Annotated in this window: 18 protein-coding genes and 1 pseudogene; 13 read left to right on the top strand and 6 right to left on the bottom strand. The window is 40.1% G+C overall.

Features of this window, described 5'->3' with window-relative positions; translation table 11 throughout:
- Nucleotides 1–86: 86 nt before the first annotated feature.
- Nucleotides 87–800 carry an NAD(P)H-binding protein gene (locus ACRQQK_RS04970; protein ID WP_457510285.1) on the bottom strand — a complete coding sequence of 238 codons (714 nt, stop codon included), beginning with the start codon at nucleotides 798–800 and terminating at the stop codon, nucleotides 87–89.
- Nucleotides 801–965: 165 nt separating this feature from the next.
- Between ACRQQK_RS04970 and cobT the strand changes: the two genes are divergently transcribed.
- The 6 genes from cobT to btuD all read left to right on the top strand — a co-directional run bounded on the left by cobT (nucleotide 966) and on the right by btuD (nucleotide 6,480).
- Complete coding sequence (gene cobT / locus ACRQQK_RS04965) at nucleotides 966–1,994, top strand: nicotinate-nucleotide--dimethylbenzimidazole phosphoribosyltransferase (protein WP_457510284.1); 1,029 nt, start codon at nucleotides 966–968, stop codon at nucleotides 1,992–1,994.
- A complete protein-coding gene (locus ACRQQK_RS04960; RefSeq protein ID WP_457510282.1) occupies nucleotides 1,994–2,794 on the top strand; it encodes an adenosylcobinamide-GDP ribazoletransferase in 801 nt (266 codons plus the stop codon). Before cobT ends, ACRQQK_RS04960 begins: the two co-directional genes overlap by 1 nt.
- The gene (gene cobU, locus ACRQQK_RS04955) at nucleotides 2,791–3,345 is read left to right on the top strand and encodes a bifunctional adenosylcobinamide kinase/adenosylcobinamide-phosphate guanylyltransferase (RefSeq protein WP_457510280.1); all 555 of its coding nucleotides are present in this window, start codon (nucleotides 2,791–2,793) and stop codon (nucleotides 3,343–3,345) included. The genes ACRQQK_RS04960 and cobU overlap by 4 nt, the downstream gene beginning before the upstream one ends.
- A 265-nt stretch (nucleotides 3,346–3,610) precedes the next feature.
- Entirely contained in the window at nucleotides 3,611–4,639 is a 1,029-nt protein-coding gene (locus tag ACRQQK_RS04950; RefSeq protein ID WP_171137418.1) for a succinylglutamate desuccinylase, read from the top strand.
- Between the two features lie 103 nt (nucleotides 4,640–4,742).
- Nucleotides 4,743–5,738, top strand: a complete 996-nt coding sequence (gene btuC / locus ACRQQK_RS04945; RefSeq protein WP_457510278.1) for a vitamin B12 ABC transporter permease BtuC — start codon at nucleotides 4,743–4,745, stop codon at nucleotides 5,736–5,738.
- On the top strand, nucleotides 5,725–6,480 hold the full coding sequence (gene btuD, locus ACRQQK_RS04940) for a vitamin B12 ABC transporter ATP-binding protein BtuD (RefSeq protein WP_457510277.1): 756 nt from the start codon (nucleotides 5,725–5,727) through the stop codon (nucleotides 6,478–6,480). Before btuC ends, btuD begins: the two co-directional genes overlap by 14 nt.
- A 276-nt stretch (nucleotides 6,481–6,756) precedes the next feature.
- Here btuD and ACRQQK_RS04935 read toward each other — a convergent pair.
- Nucleotides 6,757–7,119 (bottom strand): annotated as a pseudogene (locus ACRQQK_RS04935) (nucleoside triphosphate pyrophosphohydrolase family protein); the annotation flags it as partial.
- 219 nt (nucleotides 7,120–7,338) lie between these two features.
- On the opposite strand from ACRQQK_RS04935, the gene ACRQQK_RS04930 reads away from it, so the two are divergent.
- A complete protein-coding gene (locus tag ACRQQK_RS04930; RefSeq protein ID WP_102967183.1) occupies nucleotides 7,339–7,899 on the top strand; it encodes a hypothetical protein in 561 nt (186 codons plus the stop codon).
- 495 nt (nucleotides 7,900–8,394) lie between these two features.
- Complete coding sequence (locus ACRQQK_RS04925) at nucleotides 8,395–8,703, top strand: hypothetical protein (protein WP_146742617.1); 309 nt, start codon at nucleotides 8,395–8,397, stop codon at nucleotides 8,701–8,703.
- A gap of 154 nt (nucleotides 8,704–8,857) precedes the next feature.
- Here ACRQQK_RS04925 and ACRQQK_RS04920 read toward each other — a convergent pair whose 3' ends face one another.
- Entirely contained in the window at nucleotides 8,858–9,181 is a 324-nt protein-coding gene (locus tag ACRQQK_RS04920) for a helix-turn-helix domain-containing protein (protein WP_258006854.1), read from the bottom strand.
- Nucleotides 9,182–9,236: 55 nt separating this feature from the next.
- Here ACRQQK_RS04920 and ACRQQK_RS04915 point away from each other — a divergent pair, with 55 nt between their 5' ends.
- Nucleotides 9,237–9,803 (top strand): hypothetical protein, encoded by a 567-nt coding sequence (locus ACRQQK_RS04915; RefSeq protein WP_102967186.1) that lies wholly within the window; start codon nucleotides 9,237–9,239, stop codon nucleotides 9,801–9,803.
- 52 nt (nucleotides 9,804–9,855) lie between these two features.
- Entirely contained in the window at nucleotides 9,856–10,473 is a 618-nt protein-coding gene (locus ACRQQK_RS04910) for a hypothetical protein (protein ID WP_102967187.1), read from the top strand.
- 102 nt (nucleotides 10,474–10,575) lie between these two features.
- Here the strand turns inward: ACRQQK_RS04910 and ACRQQK_RS04905 are convergent, their stop codons facing one another.
- The 3 genes from ACRQQK_RS04905 to ACRQQK_RS04895 form a co-directional block, all read right to left on the bottom strand.
- Nucleotides 10,576–11,574: a glycoside hydrolase family 53 protein gene (locus ACRQQK_RS04905; protein WP_102967188.1), complete on the bottom strand. Its 999-nt coding sequence runs from the start codon at nucleotides 11,572–11,574 to the stop codon at nucleotides 10,576–10,578.
- A 251-nt stretch (nucleotides 11,575–11,825) separates the two neighbouring features.
- Nucleotides 11,826–12,833 (bottom strand): LacI family DNA-binding transcriptional regulator, encoded by a 1,008-nt coding sequence (locus tag ACRQQK_RS04900; protein WP_102967189.1) that lies wholly within the window; start codon nucleotides 12,831–12,833, stop codon nucleotides 11,826–11,828.
- A gap of 135 nt (nucleotides 12,834–12,968) precedes the next feature.
- Nucleotides 12,969–14,072, bottom strand: a complete 1,104-nt coding sequence (locus tag ACRQQK_RS04895; RefSeq protein WP_102967190.1) for an ABC transporter ATP-binding protein — start codon at nucleotides 14,070–14,072, stop codon at nucleotides 12,969–12,971.
- Between the two features lie 217 nt (nucleotides 14,073–14,289).
- On the opposite strand from ACRQQK_RS04895, the gene ACRQQK_RS04890 reads away from it, so the two are divergent.
- The 3 genes from ACRQQK_RS04890 (at nucleotide 14,290) to ACRQQK_RS04880 (ending at nucleotide 17,780) form a co-directional block, all read left to right on the top strand.
- Nucleotides 14,290–15,525, top strand: a complete 1,236-nt coding sequence (locus ACRQQK_RS04890; protein WP_219725646.1) for an extracellular solute-binding protein — start codon at nucleotides 14,290–14,292, stop codon at nucleotides 15,523–15,525.
- Between the two features lie 102 nt (nucleotides 15,526–15,627).
- On the top strand, nucleotides 15,628–16,932 hold the full coding sequence (locus ACRQQK_RS04885; RefSeq protein ID WP_102967191.1) for a sugar ABC transporter permease: 1,305 nt from the start codon (nucleotides 15,628–15,630) through the stop codon (nucleotides 16,930–16,932).
- Between the two features lie 134 nt (nucleotides 16,933–17,066).
- The gene (locus ACRQQK_RS04880; protein WP_269348397.1) at nucleotides 17,067–17,780 is read left to right on the top strand and encodes a sugar ABC transporter permease; all 714 of its coding nucleotides are present in this window, start codon (nucleotides 17,067–17,069) and stop codon (nucleotides 17,778–17,780) included.
- Nucleotides 17,781–17,785: the final 5 nt, after the last annotated feature.

The following is a 17,785-nucleotide window of genomic DNA, read 5'->3' as shown; positions in this document are numbered from 1 at the left end:
AAGCAATCACCATGGCGTGTTACAAGCGTTTGTTCAGTAACTTATCGCATTGTCTGGCTAACTATTGGGCAAGTTATGGTCTGATCTTAACGGTACTTTTCCAGCATGTGTCGCATGGCGATGCTATCGAGTATGGTCACATGCTTTGAATCTGTATCGAACAAGCTGTAGAGCATACTTCTGGCCACTGCCTCTGCGCTTATTGGGACGAGATTTCTTAGTTTTCCAAACATCAGGTATTTGCCGACTTTCATAAAGTTTTGCAGTAGAACTTCATCTGGGCGAGTGATGGTTCTCTTGCCTACTAAAGGACCTGGCCTGACGAATGTGACATGCGAAAAGCCGATTTGACGAATGGTTTCTTCCATTCGACCTTTGCAACGTAAATAATGGGAGCGAGATCTTGGGTGGGCGCCGTAACTAGAAACAACCGCTAACCTTTCAACTCCGAGCAATTTCATTTGCTGAGCGACATGACAAACGAGTTCGAAATCAACTTTTTCCAATCCTTGTTTTGAACCTGCCTGTTTTAAGGTCGTGCCCAGTGCGATGATCCCCAATGTAGGGCGACTGTTTGAGTTTTCCCAATGTTTTATGTTCAGTTCTGCATCTATAAGCTGGGTTAACTTACCATCTGCTGCTAGAGGTTCCGGCGCAAATGGCTTTCTGCTCAAGGTAAAAATATGTTCAAGTGCATGCTCATTGAAAGCAATGTCTAAACAAGATGAACCGACTAAACCCGATGCTCCCGCGATAATGAGAATGGGTTTGTTTGTTGTTGTAAAAGGGGCGTCTTTCATCGTTGCTTCCCAGATGTTTAATGTCATGTAGTGAAATTAAGCTAATTACTCGACAATATACAAGTATTCCATTTATTGGCGCTTTGTAGGTTTGGCGTCGGATGGATTTTGTGAGTAGACTGCGTCATCTCTTTTAAAATTTAAGCATTGTTCAAGGAATCAATAATGTTAGATCTATCGTTTAACGATGCAATTTGGCACCGTATTAATCAAAAAACCAAACCATTAGGTGCTTTAGGGCAGTTAGAGCAAGTTGCTCATCAACTGGCATTAATTCAAAGTCAGGGGCAGCAACAAGCGGTTGAACGAATTGCGATTCAACAACCAACGGTACTGGTATTTGCCGGAGACCACGGTATTGCGGATGAAGGGATCAGTATTGCTCCTAGCGCTGTAACACAACAGATGGTACTGAATTTTTTGGCGGGTGGTGCTGCTATCAACTGTTTCTGCCGTGCAAACAATGTGGCGATGAAGGTCATTGATACAGGGATATTGTTACCAGTGGACGTGCAGCATCCGGATTTTATTGTTCAACGTTTAGGTGTTCGCACCGAGAACTTTGCTAACCAGCCAGCTATGTCGTTAGAGCAAGTTGATCAAGGACTAGAGTACGGTCAGTCACTGGTTGAAAGTGTGATTGATGCTGGTAGCAACTTGGTGATGTTCGGTGAGATGGGCATTGCTAATACTTCAAGTGCAGCGGCTCTATTAGCCAGCTTGTCTGATTTACCTGTTGAAGAGTGTGTCGGTAAAGGCACGGGTATTTCTGATCAGCAGCTTGAGAAAAAGTATCAACTGGTCGCAAAAGGCGTAGAACGCTCTAAAGGCAAGGGCGTGAAAGAGGTGCTTGCAGAGGTTGGTGGATACGAGATCGTGCAAATGGTAGGCGCATTTTTAGGTGCTTATCGTAAGCGCACACCTGTGCTAGTGGATGGGTTTATCGTCACGGTCGCCGCTTATGTTGCCACGCTTATTGAACCAGATTGTCGAGACTATATGATATTTGCGCACTGTTCTGACGAATCGGGGCATAAAAAGGTGCTGAATTTATTAGAAGCAACGCCTATGTTGAACCTGCATCTGAGACTCGGCGAAGGTACAGGCGCGGTTCTCGCAGTTCCACTCATTAAATCAGCCGTCGAGTTTTACAACAACATGGCGAGTTTTGCTGAGGCAGGAGTGACAGTGTAATGCTGGCCAGATTCAAATATCAGTTTGAACTGTTTCTTTTGGCGCTCAGTTTCTTTTCTCGAATTCCTGTGCCCGCCAATTTGCCTTATAACAGTGAAAGGATGAATCAGTCTGGCCGATATTTTGCGCTAGTTGGCATACTTTTAGGAGCAATTTGCGCTGGCTTCTATGCATTAGTCGATCTGCTTTTGACGTCTGAAATCAGTATTTTTTTGACTATGGTGCTTAGCTTGATGCTGACCGGAGCCTTCCATGAAGATGGACTTGCCGATATGGCGGATGGTGTTGGTGGCGGAATGACGGTAGAGCGTCGTTTAAGCATCATGAAAGATAGCCGGATCGGCACTTATGGCTCGGTTGCGTTAATAATGGCTCTGCTGGGGAAATATGTGTTGCTGGTAGCGGCCAGTGACATCATTTCTCTCATTCCCATTTGGTTGGTGGGCTACACGTTAAGTCGCGCTGTCGCGTCATCCTTCATCTTCAATACGCCCTATGTTTCCGATAGTGATACCAGCAAAAGTAAACCGTTAGCCCACAAACAGAGCTACAACGAATTGGCTGTGGTTGTGATTACTGGTTTAGTACCTTGCGTACTGTTAGATGGTTATTTGACTCTAGTTCTTATTGCTTTAGCGGTTGTTTTTCGTCAGCTATTCAGACGTTGGTTGATCCGTCGACTTGGAGGATTTACCGGTGATTGTTTGGGGGCGGCACAACAGCTAATGGAATTAATGATCTATCTTGTGGTTGTCGTTTTTGCGCAAAATGGTTTACCCGTTCTAGGGGCTGCGTGGTGACAGTGCGGTTGATACTTGGTGGGGCAAGAAGCGGAAAGTCCAGCTTTGCTGAGCAATTAGCAAAGAGCAAAGTGCGTTTTGATAGTGCAAAAGCTTTGCACTATGTAGCAACAGCGATCGCATTTGATGAGGAGATGGAGGTTCGAATACAACATCACCAAAATCAGCGCGGAAAAGATTGGATTGAACACGAAAGCCCTTACGAATTGGCGCAAATGCTTGAGCAGTTATCTAGTGAGGATGTAGTGCTGGTGGACTGCTTGACACTTTGGTTGAATAACGTGATTTACAATCATGGTCAAATGCGCGATTCGAAACAAATAGAGCTAGTCATCAAGCATCTTATCAATGTGTTAAAACAGAGTCGGGCAGATATCACCTTGGTATCCAACGAAGTCGGCATGGGGCTAACACCGGAAGGAGAAGTATCGCGTCTATTTATTGAACATGCAGGTTTGATGAATCAATGGATTGGAGATATCTCTACAGAGGTTCTTTTCGTCGCTGCTGGTTTAGTAAAAGTACTAAAGGGACCAAACTCAAAGTTGTAAACTGCGGTGTGTTATAAAAGAAAATCCAAAATTGAGATTTAAGACAAGCGTTTCAACGAATTGGAACTTCTAGGGTATAGAGTCTCAATAGCAGTTAGGATAGAATTCGCCTTCAATGTCATTCAGTTAATAGTCGAACAGGTTATCAAAGTACAGCAGGCATATTTCATTTTATATTGAAGTTCAGCTCAATAAGTGAGATCGCTTCAACATAAATTGTTTGCTCAATTCTTTAACATACCGCTGTGCAATAAAGGAGTAGCGCATGACGAAGTCTCTATTTCGCCAATCTTTTCTCTTCGACAGTCTAGATCTTGAACAATCCGTAAAGTGTACAGCGGTGACTACACCGGCAGGCGTCACTCTCAAATTGCTTCAACGCGGTATTTTAGAAGTTGTGCCAGCTAAACACGATGACGATACCAAAAACATCGTTATTTCTTGTGGTATTCATGGTGATGAAACGGCTCCAATGGAGCTTATCGATAAACTCGTGAATGACATTCTGAGTGGTTTCCAGACAGTAAATGAAAGATGTTTATTCATCATTGCGAATCCTGAAGCGACCAAGCTGCATGTGCGTTCATTGGATGAAGACTTGAATCATCTGTTTGACGAAAAAGCCCACGAAGAAAGCAAAGAGCTAGCCATTGCAGATAACCTTAAACTGGTAATTAAGGATTTCTATGCTGAGAGTGAGGTAAAGTCTCGCTGGCATTTAGATCTGCATTGCGCTTTTCGTGATTCAAAACATTATTCATTTGCAATCAGCCCTAAATCTCGTCATCCAGTGCGCAGTAAAGAACTCTTGGATTTTGTTGAGAATGGTCACATCGATGCAGTGATGTTCTCTAATGCGCCAGCAAGTACTTTTAGTTGGTACAGTGCGGAAAACTATGCCGCACAAGCCATGATGATTGAACTGGGTCGTGTCGCTGAAATCGGCTCTAACGATTTGCAGTGCCTAACGGCATTTGATTTGTCGCTACGTGATTTGATTTCCAGAAGCCAATCTGAACATTTGCCTAGAAAGGCTACGATGTATCGCGTGAGCCGGACAATTGTTCGCATCCATGACGACTTTGATTTCTTGTTTGATGATAGTATCTCTAACTTTACGAGCTTTATGCACGGTGAAGTGTTTGGTCATGATGGCGATAAACCACTGATGGCGAAGAATGAAGAGGAAGCGATTGTGTTTCCGAATCGATATGCCGCGGTAGGCGAGCGGGCTGCACTTATGGTGTGTAAAGTAAAAATTCGTTATGAAGACGGTCAAGCGGTATACGATTAACAGGTTTATTTCTGGTCTTCTATATTGAAGCTTTATATTTGAATGGCTTAACGGTAAGGTTAAGCCATTCTTTTTTGAACTGTTATTTTTTACATGAACGTCTATGGATTTTAGTCAACTCATGCTGCTTAAGCAGCGGCGCTGGATGCGAGCAGGCTACCTTTTGCTCACATTGTTAGCATTAGCCAGCGTGGTCTATCTGATGGTTGGTGAAATCTTTATCTCGCCTTTCAGTTCATTTGATGCACTCGAAACTCGTTTGGTGTTTGATTTACGTTTGCCAAGGCTTTTTGCAGCCATGATGATTGGCGCTGCACTAGCGGTTTCCGGTGCTACCCTTCAAGTGTTACTTGGTAACGTGCTGGCAGAGCCCGGGATTATAGGGATCTCTGGCGGTGCAAGCGTTGCGATGGTTGTCCTGCTGTTCTTCTTTCCGGCTATTGCTAGCCCTGAAGCTTTTATGATTTCTGCAATTATAGGGGCTCTGATCTTCACTTTATTGCTGGTGTTTATCGCCAACGCAATGAGACTTACAACAACCCGACTGCTTTTGGTAGGCGTGGCGCTGGGCATTTTGTCTGGTTCCGTCGTCACATGGGCGTTTTATTTCAGTGATGAACTGAGTTTACGTCAACTTATGTATTGGCTTATGGGGAGTATTGGCGGAGCTAGTTGGTATCAACATACTCTTACTCTTATCGCATTGCCGATTATGGCATGGTTGCTATATCAGGGTTCAGCATTGGATAAACTGATGCTGGGAGAAACCCATGCAAAACAGCTAGGTGTAGATGTAGTCAGCATTCGCTGGAAACTGATCATCGCCGTATCCGTTTTAGTGGGCGCTGCGGTTGCCCTAGGAGGCGTGATAGGCTTTGTTGGCTTGGTGGTACCCCATTTATTGCGTTTAGCACTAGGCTCTGAAAACCGCATGCTATTGCCACTAAGTGCTGTCAGTGGCGCTCTTCTGATGGTATTAGCTGATATTGTTGCGCGCTTGGCTCTGGATTCTGCTGAGTTACCATTAGGCGTTGTCACTACCACTATTGGCGCACCCATTTTTATTTGGATGCTGGTGAGAAATCATGATTCGCGTTAATAGCCTGCACGTTAAAAAACGTTTATTGCCTTTGTCATTCCAATGCCAAGCCGGCGAAATACTTCATGTTGTTGGTCCTAATGGCAGTGGTAAAAGCACGCTTCTCTCTGCATTGGCGGGAGTGATTGACTGTGCAGGAGATGTTTTCCTCGACGATTTTGATATCAAGAAAAACTCTCTTAGTGAGTTGGCTTTGCGCAGAGCTTACCTATCTCAAAGCGAGAAGCCCGCTTTTAATCTTGATGTCTTCCAATACCTCGCTTTATCTCTCCCCATTAATAGTTCACTGCAAGACTCTAAAGTTAAAGAGGCCGTGAAGCTGTTTACTCATATATTGAAGATTGACGATAAGCTTCACCGCTCTATTCATCAGTTATCTGGTGGAGAATGGCAACGTGTGCGACTCGCAGGCAGTTGTCTGCAAGTTTGGCCTGCTATCAACCCACACTCTCAGCTACTTATTCTTGATGAACCCGGTGCACCTTTAGATATCGCCCAAGAAGGCATGCTTTATCAATTGATTGCGAAAATGGCACAAGAGGGATTGGCTGTTGTTATGGCGAACCACGATTTAAACCGGAGCTTGCAGAACGCAGACAAAGTATTGCTGCTTGAACAAGGTGTCGTACAGAGTATCGGTGAGCCGGCAGAAGTCTTAAGTGAAGAGAATTTACGTAATGTGTTTAACACTTCTGTGAGATGTGTCTCTATCGCTGGTAAACCATACTTGGTTTTCGATTAGTTTTGGTGCACTGAGCACAAATCTGGGTCAGTTTCAAAAGGTCTTGTGTACTAACTTATTGTTTATATTAAGAGTGAAAAATTAATTTCTTTAAATATCAACGAGTTAATGTTTATTTAAAAGTTGGCACACTATTAGCATTAATAAGAGTGATACATTCTCGTTCTTGTTAGGCTTTTTATAGTCTCATTAGCCACCTTGCTCCCAAGGTGGCCTTTTTTTATCTGCGATTCCGCGCGCCTAAAGACAGCTGACATTGAAAAAGCAGTTAAAAAACTATTGAGTTAGAGCTTCTAGGTTTGCTGGACGGTAATAAACGGACTTCAGGACTTTACCTTGACGAATGGTTTTACTTTCAGACACGAAGTCTTCTGCACATTTCGCGATGAGATAGTCGCCTTTTTGTACCGCCATCAGTTTAATACCTTGCTCAGCATAGAACGCTTCCGTATCGCCATACTCTTTTTCGTTGCGACAAACCTTGCTCATGTTAGAGCTATGAACCTCATCCCAACAAGGAAGGAAATCAATACCACGATTGACTGCAACATTCAGTAGTAGGTCGATCAAGTAGCTAATGGCGATGTTGTCATTGATATTGCGATGACCAAGGTGCACTAGGCGACCCATAAGCACATATTTTCCTAAGTAAGGTGCTTAATGTTGTCAAAAATGATCCTACACGTCTATTCACCATAGGATTCGATCTTCGTGATAAGTTAACCAATCGAATCATAGAACTGTTGTTCATAACATTCTCAGATACTCATAGTTGCTTCAAAGAATTTAATCATTCATTATGAGTTTAGTTGACTAATTTGATATAAACCATATGACTGTGCAGATTAAAGAGTACTAATGAGATTTTCTAAAAATTGTTTGATTCCAACAGATCAAAGAATCCAAGAATGGGAAGTTTTCCAAACATCTATAGAATTTCTATCTAGTAAAGGTATTTTAGGTCTATTTAATGCATTTCAAATTATAGAAATCCTTGCATTTCCTCCAAAAGAATACCACATAAGTGAACCTATAAATATATACAGTATATTTACATGTTCTGATGTTGACCTAGAGAATTTTGATAAACCTGTTGAGTTTGTAAATCGAAGTAATCGGATCGTATTAAATAAATTAAAAGGTTGGTCTTTCGGTATTGCAAAATATAATAAATCTATTGATTGTGTTAAAGGTTGTATTGAAACATATGTAAATAACCGTGTGTGGAGTCCAACTAATTTACCTATATCTACCGGAGAACTCATACCTTTAAAAAAGCAGTATGTTGCATCAGATAGTTTTATTGAAATAGCTTTGAATAAAATTATTAAAAATAATTTTCTGAATGGTTCCTATGTGTTGGAATTGTGTGGAGTTATATGCTCAAATGAAAATTGGGAATTAATATGTGTGAAATAAATGCTATTTGACGAGTGATAATAACAATGAGGTTAAGTGGTTAAAGTTATCTTCTATTGATGTAATATAATATTTTTAACGTGTAAGTAATTATGCAAATTTTGGTTTTTAAATGAAGGTAAATGTTTTTATTTATATAAAAATAGTATTTTTTGCTATTTTAAGTTCTGGTTTAATCTTAAAGACAGCTCAGATTTACGGATTGGCTTATTATACTGGTTATCTTCGTGGAAACGGATTTTACTACTACTTATTCCGGTTGGAATGGGAAGAAACACTTCTATGGACATATTTTGCTAGTCAAGATCTGGGAACAAAGTTTTTAACGGTATTAGATGTTAGTGTTTTAAAATTATTATTCGTAATAAGTGTTTGTTTTGTTTGATTATCAGTACGCTATACCGTATGTATATAATCATTTTTTTCAAAACGACAAAGAATACTATTAATAGGCATAACAAGGACTTTTGGATTTCTTTGATAGGTTCTTATGCAATGTTATTAGCTTTATTGTTATTGAGTTTTTTTGTACTTCTTTGGGTATTTTTGCCTGAAATTGCATCTGACCATGGCAAATTGGTCGCAGAACGTTCGCTGAAGCTGAACAAGGACATATGTGAAACAAACAGTAAGTACTGGGAAAGTAAATGCATTACAGTGATAGTAGAAGGTATAGAGTATAAAGGGGTAATAATAGTGCGAAGTGGAGATAAAATAGGTCTATTGACCAATGGCGGAGCGTTGTCTTTTACTATGGACAAGAATTTTAGTTACTTCAATCCAATGGCTAATCCACATGACTAGTCAATATAAAAACCCTTTCAAGACGATTAATCAACACTTGTCAGTTATGGCTTAGCTTTTTTGCTCACCGTGCAATCATTGAGTATCGTGGCTTGTTCCTTATTGTTCAATTCAAAATGACTGTTGGTTAATGTGAGATGATTCTATTCGCTACTTAGGACTTAGGTTGATCAAGCTTAATCATATTCGCAATTCGGTTAGGATTTTCTTTCGGTAGCAAATCTAGCACTGAGCAATCTAATGCAGCGGCAATGATGTAGACTTTCTCTAAAGTTACTCGACTCTGTGCTCTTTCTAGGCACCCGATATAATTTTTATCAAATCCACAAAGAAGACTTAGCTTCTGCTGAGCGATTCCTTTTTCAACTCTTTGATTTTTTATATTTTTAGCAAATTCTTTTGCGATTATGTTCATTATTATTATTTCGATAAATTTGAGCCACAAGTTAGATGTGACAGAAATGCCTTTATCGAACATTTGCACTCTTGTAATCAACCTAATATATTAGGTATTTTAAGGGCGGAGATTTTTCATGGTTGGACTTAGAGAGCCGTTCTACAGCGCTATGAAGAGTTTTGAAAATGGCGATTTCTCATTGAATGAGCTTATTACAGAGATAAAGCTGATTTGTATAGAAAGAGATGAGGAAATTTTGGTCAATGATAAGCAATTACGATACTTGACTCATAATCAATTAGCTCGGCTGTTGAATAAAAATGCATTGTTTCGCTATGCAGATAAATGGGCTAGAAATGCTCTCTACGAGAAAGCATCTGACTTTGATGCAAAGGTTAAGTTGATTCCTGGTAACAATATATCGCGAGTCAAAACTAAAAAGTTGATAGAGTCTTCAAAAGATAAGCTAGCTAAAGCATTGTTAGAAGTTAAAGAAAACGCTGATTATTTGGAGAAGCGCAAGTTGCAGCTATACGGTCAATCTGAAGGCTATCAGTTCGCGGGTAATCTGTTGCCGAGCATCAAGGATGTATTGGAGCCGAAACTTGAGTCAGTGAACTCAGAGACAGAAAAAATAAATGGCGTTTTACTAGCACTGAATGATGTTATTGAAACCCTACAGAAGCATAAATTAGCACCTTAAGGTGCTAATCCTATGTAGTGACTCAACTAGATTGAAATCCATTTCATTTAATATGACTACTACAAAAAAGTTAACTCTTTCACATAAGCATGCTCCTCGTTTGCAGCATTTATTGAGCAATAGAGAAATTCGTGGCTGGGAACGTGATAGCGACGTTTATATCGATGATGGGATGTTCTGCGTCGATATCTCCATTGAAGCCTATGTAACGATTTATACGAGCATAACTGGGGTGCTATTCCCTTGGTCAGGTGGAGAGCCGAATAAGACATCGCCTGCGAATCTAAAGTACGATTTATCACACATAAACTTCTTACCAAATTCGGTACATAATCTAGTTGAGTTACTGGAAAGTACGAACGCAAAATTGAAAGTTCATTCTCTATGGCGGTACTCATTCTATGGTGAAAAAAATAAGCTATCTGAATTATTCCTTCGCAACGGATTTAAAGAGAATCATCTTCATCCGGAGTTCTTTGTAGGGTTTAAAGGCAAAGATGGCAGCAAAGTTTACGATCTAGAGTTTTCTATTAGTGACAGTTCATCTTCGAACATTGTCATAGATACCCAACCAATGTGTCTTAGCGATAACTTCAAGTTGCATCTCGTAGATCCGGCTGTTGGTTTTAGTTCTAGAGATGTATATGAGCTTAGAAAGCTGATTGACTGAATGTTTTCTGAACAACAATTGCTATCAACGTAATCCAATTAAATTCTCCATAATTATACCCCCTCTAACGATAGAGGGGGATTGGAAAATACGCTTTTTGAGTTATTCAATAAAAGCATCAAGTGCTTGAGTGGGTTGGCGCGTATTTGGGTCCCATGCACCCAAGGTATAACCTTGCCAACTGTATGCTTGTGGCTCCCAATAGAATATCCCAATGCCTTTGCCTTGTTTAATACTACGCACTTTTTGGATCATATCAGCAATGATAGTCTTTGCTTGAGGATCATCCCAAGGCACGCCAATTTCAGTGATCATTACTTCAGTTCCGTAGCGCTCGACCATATCATTCAGGTTAGAGAGGCATTGATTGTTTGCTTCTTGCCAAGTGAGGCCTGTAGCATTCTTGGGGTAGGATGAGGCACCAATAACATCCCACCAAGCACTATTGGACTGTAAGCCATCAAAAATCCATCGGAAATTGGCATTATCGTGACAGTTTGCCAAGTGGACAATAACCTTAGCATCTGGGAAGACTTCTTTGGCTGCATTACGTCCGCTATTAAACAACCATGCGTAGTTACGCATGTTGTTTGAAGCCATTCCATCATTCCACAACATTCCGTTATTGGTTTCATTACCGACTTGAATCCATTTTGGTGTGATACCTGCTGCTTTTAAGGTGTTGAGTGAGTCTCGTGTGTAAGACCATACTTGTCCCATGAGATCTTCGAAGCTCAGTTGTTGCCATTGTGAGGGTTTCCATTGATTGCCGGGATCAGCCCAAGTGTCGCTATAATGGAAGTCAATCATCACGTCCATATTCGCGTCTTTGGCCCACTGCGCTTTGACAATTACATCATCCAGTGAGCTGTAATAACCATCACTGGGATTAACCCACACACGAAGACGCACTGCATTCATTCCATGGTCTCGTAATATTGAAAGGACATCTTGTCGGTAGCCCCAATCGTTATAGAACTCGTAGCCACTGTCTTCCATCTGAGTTATCCAGCTAATATCTGCCCCTTTAATAAATGCGAGAGAATAGCTCGATGTTACTAATGAGCCGAAGATAGCTAGTGTTTTTAGGGTATTGTTCATTGTTTCACCGTTTTATATATTTACGTTATCGTTATTTAATTTTTAACGTAAATAATATAGCAACGAATTTTATTATTGAGGTGGTTTATATAAGTGTTATTGGTTATTTATAAAATAATTTACGGGGTTGTGACTACGGATAAATTACCTAAGTAAATTTACTTTCATAGTTGTGAGTGCGATCAGTATGCGAAAGTACTGAATCGATTTGTCATTAATGATGCAGCATGAAATGATAAATTTTATCGAATTTATTTAATTTTAAAACTGTCCCGCCATATGAACTCATGACCAAATAAAACCGTTTTATTGTATTTTCTACCTTCTATTTTTTCAATAAACATATCAATTGCTACTTCTCCCATTTCAAACGGAAATAGTCGCATTGTCGTCAGGCTTGGACTCATATGTCGGGCTGAGGAAATATCATTTGTTCCGATGACTTGTATGTCCCCTGGAATCGTTAACCCATACTCATAAATAGCGCGATAAACACCAACCGCTACCATATCTGTCGCAGCGTAAACTACGTCAGGAAGTTCATCGAGTTGTAGCATTTCTTTCATCGCTTGATATCCAGATTCAATGCAATATTCTTTACTAACTTTACATAACGAATCGTGGTACAAGCCGTTTTCTTTGGTTACTTTACGAAAAGTATGTAATCGCTCCTCGTTGTTGCCAATAAAAGCGGGTCGTTTACAACGGATTTTCAACATATTCTGCATGACTTCATTAGATAATTCCAACCGGTCAATCAATACTGCATCCGTTTTACTACCCAAGGGATTGGAATCAACAAATATGATATTTTTGTTAGCTTGATACAAAGTATCTACAACATGTTTGGAGAAATGTCCGACCGCTATAACAGCGGGTGCATTTTCTATAAGCTTTAGATTAGTATCGATTTGATCTAAATGGAGAGTCCTTTGGACTACACCTTTTTCTAAGCAGCGATTTTGAATACCTGCACGGATAGATGTAAAATACGGGTCGTCAATTTCCTGTGTGGGTGTTAAAAAGTTCAAAATAACAACTTCACGTACGACAACTGACTCACTTGCTTTAGTTACTTCATGATGAACAAACTGTTTTTTACTACGTTTAGGAGATTGATAGCCAAGTGACTCTACGGCCTCCAAAATTGCCCGCTTTTTTTTCTCACTGACAGACAAAGTAGGGTCTTCGTTGAGAAAACGCGAAATCGTTGATGTTGATATATTCGCCTTTTTGGCAATGTCATTGAGTGTAGCCAAAATATTACCTTATTTTCACCAAATAGTTTTTATTCAACCAGAAAGCGCTCCGCACGCTTTCTGATCATCGTGTGCTTATTTACCCAATTATTTCGAAGTTTTTTGGGTAAATATTGGCGATTAAATCTTAATTGGTTAGTGCGCCAATTCTACCAAATCAAATTTAACAACACTTCCATCAGGTTCAAAAATGTGCACGTGAGATGGTGATGTAAATAACGAAATTGACTCGCCTGGTTTTACTTGAGTGTCTCCATGATGGAGATATTTGAAATCGTCAACGCCACCGCATTGGCCGAATACGTAGGTCATGCCTCCCAATCGTTCAACAACTTCACATTCGAACGCAAGTTCAATCGTATCTAAACTTGTTGATAGGTGCTCTGGACGGATGCCTAGTGTCAGTTTTTTGCCTACTTCAATCGGTGCGATTGCTATCGGTAGCGTGACTGACCCGCCCACATCAAGACCTATGGTTAAGCTAGCCTCGTCCCAAGCTTCTACGCGACAAGGTAGAAAGTTCATTTTCGGCGAACCAATAAATCCAGCTACAAATTTGTTAATTGGATTGTTGTATAAATCCATTGGAGAACCTACTTGTTCGACTTTTCCATCACGCAAAACCACAATTTTGTCTGCTAGTGTCATCGCTTCAACTTGGTCATGTGTGACATAAATCATTGTGGATTTCAGCTCTTGATGGAGCTTGGCAATATGCAGACGCATATCTACACGTAACTCAGCATCAAGGTTGGAGAGCGGTTCATCAAACAAAAATACTTTCGGGTCGCGAACAATTGCTCGACCAATAGCGACACGTTGGCGCTGACCACCAGATAGTTGAGCTGGCTTACGATCAAGCAAGTGCTCTAGTTGCAATGCTTTGCTGACCAACTGCACTTTTTTGTCTCTCTCTTCTTTAGGTATTTTGTTCACTTTGAGTGAGTAACCCATATTTTCAGCTACGGTCATATGTGGGTAGAGGGCGTAGGATTGAAAAACCATAGCAACTCCACGTTCTGATGGAGGTGTGTCGTTTACTACATTCCCAGAAATCGAAATTGAGCCATCACTGATGCCCTCCAGACCAGCAATCATACGCAGTAGTGTTGATTTACCGCAGCCAGATGGACCAACAAAGACCACAAACTCACCTTCTTCAATTGATAAGTTTACGTTGTGAATAGTTTGAGTTTGATCAAATCGTTTAACGACATTGGATAATTGAATCGAAGACATTTCAAATTCCTCTTAAATGAAAAGTAAATAAAGTGCGTGATCTAATTCGTCTTTTATTTAGTAAATTTTATTTTTGCTTGTTTGCCAAATCACAATAATTATCGACTATGGTGATTTAAATCACATCAATGAATAACCTGCATGGAAAAAATAACATAAAGGAGCATATTTGCACCATAAATTTTATTCTAACCAGAAACAAAAGGCGTGAAATTTTATGGACGATATTAAATTTAGTAAAAATTTATCAGCTCTTGCGATTGCTGCTTTATTTTGTTCACCAATGGCATTGGCTCAACAATCTTTGTTAGTTTGGGAGGACATTCAAAAGTCTTTTGGTAACGAAGAGGCAGTAGAAGCGTTTGAAAAACAGCATGATGTAAAAGTAGAAGTACTTGAAATGCCATATGGTGGTCAAGTTGAGTCCTTGCGTATGGATGGACCTGCAGGAACAGGCCCTGACGTTATCTTGATTCCTCATGATCAAATAGGTGGTGCAGTCATTCAAGGTCTACTCGCTCCAGTTAAAGTTGATAAGTCGGTGACGGATACATTCAGTCAGTCTTCGATTGATGCATTAACTTATAATGGAGTGCTATACGGCCTACCTAAGTCAGTTGAAACGGTATTCATGGTTTATAACAAAGACCTTATTTCTGAGTTACCTGAAACTATGGATGAAATATTCGAGCTATCTAAGAAACTTCGTGAGGACAATAAATACGGACTACTTGCTAAGTGGGATGAGCTTTATTATACCTATGGCATTTTAAATGGAATGGGTGGAGACGTTTTCGGTAAAAAAGACGATGGTTCCTACGACCCAGATAAAATATTACTAAATACCCCAGGGGCGGTAGAAGGTGCGAAATATATTCAAAAGTTTTATGAGTCTAAAGTATTTCCTACAGGCATCATCGGTAATAATGGTCTTAATGCCATAGATTCTTTATTCACATCTGGAAAAGCAGCGATTGTTCAAACTGGCCCTTGGGCGTTACAGCCATACAAAGAAGCAGGAATTAATTACGGTGTAGCTCCACTTCCAAAATTGCCATCTGGTGAACAGATGGGTTCATTCATGGGCGTCAAGAGCTATAGCATATCTACCTTCTCTAAAAATAAATCGTTAGCCCAAGAATTTATTACTTTCGTTAATAACTATGAGAACGCTAAACGCAGATTTGAGCTAACGGGTGAAGTACCAGCAGTGACTAAGTTGGTGAGCGATCCAGTTATCAAAAATGATCCTGGTGCTAGTGCGGTTGCTTTACAGTCGATTCACGCTACATCCATGCCATCTATCCCTGAAATGAACGAAGTATGGGGGCCTGCTAATAGTGCATTGCAGCTAATTGCGACGAGTAAACAAGATGCGAAAAGTGCGCTCAACTCGGCGGTAGAGAGTATCCAAATGCAAATTGAAGCCAACCACGCAATGATGGGTCAATAGTTAAAAAGATTTTTCCTAGCGTAAGTATTCGGTTAGCCCTTTATAACAGTTTGGACTTGGGCTAACTGACGCTGGAAGTTTTCCTAGATGGAGTTGTAATTGATGTCTGACATGAGTAAACATTTTGAGCGTGATTCGGGGTTTTATCGATCCCATCGGGTTACTGCATCTTTACTTGCGTTAATTCCTGGCTTTGGTCAGTTATATAACCGACAGTTTATAAAAGGCATAATGTTTTTTATCTTGCTAACAAGTTTTTATGCAGTAACTCGTGATTTCATTTCACATGGGATGTGGGGACTTGTAACACTTGGTGAAAATCTACCTGAAGATAACTCAGTTTTCCTGCTTGCAGAAGGTATTATTGCTTCATTAGTGGTGGTATTTGGCCTGGTGGTCTATGCACTAAGTATAAGTGACGCATATCAAAACGGTAAGTTAACTGACGAAGGGCGAGAGCTTAATTCTTTACGCGTTCAATATCGAAATGTTATCAATGCGGGCTTTCCTTATCTCATGATAAGTCCGGGGTTTATACTTCTAGTCTTTGTTGTTGTATTTCCGATCATATTTGGTTTTGCTATTGGCTTTACTAATTACAACCTCTACAACTCACCGCCTGCTAAATTGGTTGATTGGGTTGGTTTAAAGAATTTTTTCAATATTTTCCAAATTAATTTATGGCGAAACACCTTTATTGATGTTTTGCAGTGGACAGTTGTTTGGACATTAGTTGCTTCAACATTGCAATGTACGGTCGGCGTTTTATTAGCGATTTTGGTTAACCAGAAAGACCTTAAATTTAAGCCATTGATCCGCACTATCTTTATTCTTCCTTGGGCGGTACCTGGTTTTGTTACCATTCTTATTTTTACTGGGATGTTTAACGACAGCTTTGGTGTTATCAATAACGTGATTCTCGATTTCTTTGGTATTGAACCTAAAGCTTGGCTGACAGACCCATTCTGGACAAAAGTTGCGCTAATCATGATTCAAACTTGGTTGGGTTTCCCATTTGTATTCGCAATGACAACAGGAGTTCTACAAGCAATTCCAAATGATCTTTATGAAGCAGCGACGATGGATGGTGCGAGTAAGTTCCAACAGCTAAAAACTATTACGCTGCCGTTGGTGCTGTACTCGATTGCTCCGATTTTGATCACTCAATACACATTCAACTTCAACAACTTCAATATTATTTACTTGTTTAATAATGGAGGACCAGCGGTTATTGGTAGTAATGCAGGTGGTACCGATATCCTAGTGTCTTGGATTTATAAGCTGACAATGTCTTCATCACAATACGGAATTGCATCTGCAATTACGTTGCTATTATCGATTTTCGTTGTAGGCATTGCTCTTTGGCAATTCCGCATGACTAAGTCATTCAAAGAAGAGGCGAGATAATAATTATGAGTATTAAACGTAGTAATCGCATCCGATTGACATTGAGTTACAGCCTTATCCTGTTGGTATCCGTGATCATCATATACCCGTTAGTGTGGACAGTTGGTGCATCATTCTATCCAGGCAATAGCATCATGGGTGAGTCCATTTTTCCCGACAATCCTACTCTAAGTCACTATTCAACTTTGTTTGCCAATGAGAAAGTCGCTTACCTGACTTGGTTTTGGAATAGTTTGAAAATCAGCTTTATGACCATGGTACTGACGCTGATCAGTGTGTCATGTACCTCATATGCGTTTTCACGCTTTCGTTTTAGAGGTAGGAAAAATGGCTTAATGTTATTCCTTCTGTTGCAGATGATCCCTCAATTCTCAGCCTTAATTGCAATATTTGTTCTAGCGCAGATGTTGGGATTGATTAATAGCCATCTTGCATTAGTACTGGTTTATGTTGGGGGGATGATCCCGATGAATACGTATTTGATGAAAGGTTATTTGGATGCAATACCGAAGGATCTTGATGAATCAGCAAAAATGGATGGCGCGAGTAACATTCGCATTTTTTTGGAAATTATACTGCCTATTTCAAAACCAATTATTGCGGTAGTGGCATTATTCTCTTTCACGGGGCCATTAGGCGATTTTATTCTCGCAACCACTATATTAAGAACACCTGAAAATTATACATTGCCGATTGGATTATATAATTTAGTTGTGGAAAAAATGGGTGCAAGTTATACGACATATGCAGCAGGTGCTGTGCTTATTTCAATACCTGTAGCGCTTCTTTACTTATCACTACAAAAATACTTTGTATCTGGCTTAACAGCGGGTAGTACTAAAGGCTAATACTA

The sequence above is a fragment of the Vibrio sp. C8 genome (assembly GCF_054051265.1).
Note: the sequence above shows the minus strand (reverse complement) of the source record. Positions and strands in the feature narration are given on the sequence as shown.